This window comes from Clostridium sp. CAG:43 (assembly GCF_000434655.1).
Lineage (GTDB): Bacteria > Bacillota > Clostridia > Lachnospirales > Lachnospiraceae > Otoolea > Otoolea fessa.
The window spans coordinates 1-903 of sequence record NZ_FR895039.1 but is presented as its reverse complement, the minus strand read 5'-3'; the positions used below and the strand labels follow the sequence as shown (position 1 = coordinate 903).

The following is a 903-nucleotide window of genomic DNA, read 5'->3' as shown; positions in this document are numbered from 1 at the left end:
AGGAGAAGAGGAATTGTTAACGGTATCCCATATAACAGGTGTGACACCAAGAAAAAATAAAAATGTAAATATGTTTATGTCGGAATCTTTAGTTGATTATAAAATATGTCATGAAGGAGATGTTGCTGCTAATACAATGTGGATGTGGCAAGGTGCGATAGGTGTATCAAAATATTATGGAGTAATAAGCCCTTCATATAACACATATAGACAAAAAGCAGATACGTATGATGCAGATTATCTTGAGTATTTGTTACGTATCCCGCCATTAGTAGCTACATACGCAGCATATTCTACTGGAATAACTGCGTCAAGACTTAGATTATATCCACAGGGATTTTTTTCAATATTATTTCCAGTTCCACCTAGAAAAGAACAACAGGAAATTGCAGTATATTTAAATAAAAAAATACCGCAAATTGATCAGTTGATTATAAAAAAAGAGAAATTTGTTAATGAATTAAAAAGTTATAAAAGATCCCTGATTTACGAATATGTAACAGGGAAAAAGGAGGTGCCAGAATCTTGAGTATAGATGTTACAACAGAAAAACGCTTCGAGGCAGACATTGAAGAATTCTTTTTATCACCGGCAGGTGGATATACACATAATAACGATGTGTATGATCCTCAGCTTGGTGTTTATAAAGATACGCTGTTGAGATTTATTCAGAGAACGCAACCGAAAGAGTGGAAACGCTTTTTATTGCAGAATAAAGTAGATCCAGAACGAAAATTCTGCCTTGCTTTCAACAATGCATGTGATATGGACGGACTTATTTCTGTACTGCGACATGGATTTAAACATAGAGGTATTCCGTTCAAAGTATGTTATTTTAAACCAGAATCTGGCTTAAATCAAACAGCGGAAGCACTGTACGAAAAGAATGAAATTACTTGCAAC

Annotated in this window: 2 pseudogenes; both read left to right on the top strand. The window is 34.3% G+C overall.

Annotation, left to right across the window (positions count from 1 at the left end):
- Positions 1–529: pseudogene (locus QVO97_RS03260) on the top strand (hypothetical protein); the annotation flags it as partial.
- Positions 526–903 (top strand): annotated as a pseudogene (locus QVO97_RS03255) (type I restriction endonuclease subunit R); the annotation flags it as partial. The pseudogenes QVO97_RS03260 and QVO97_RS03255, both read left to right, overlap by 4 nt.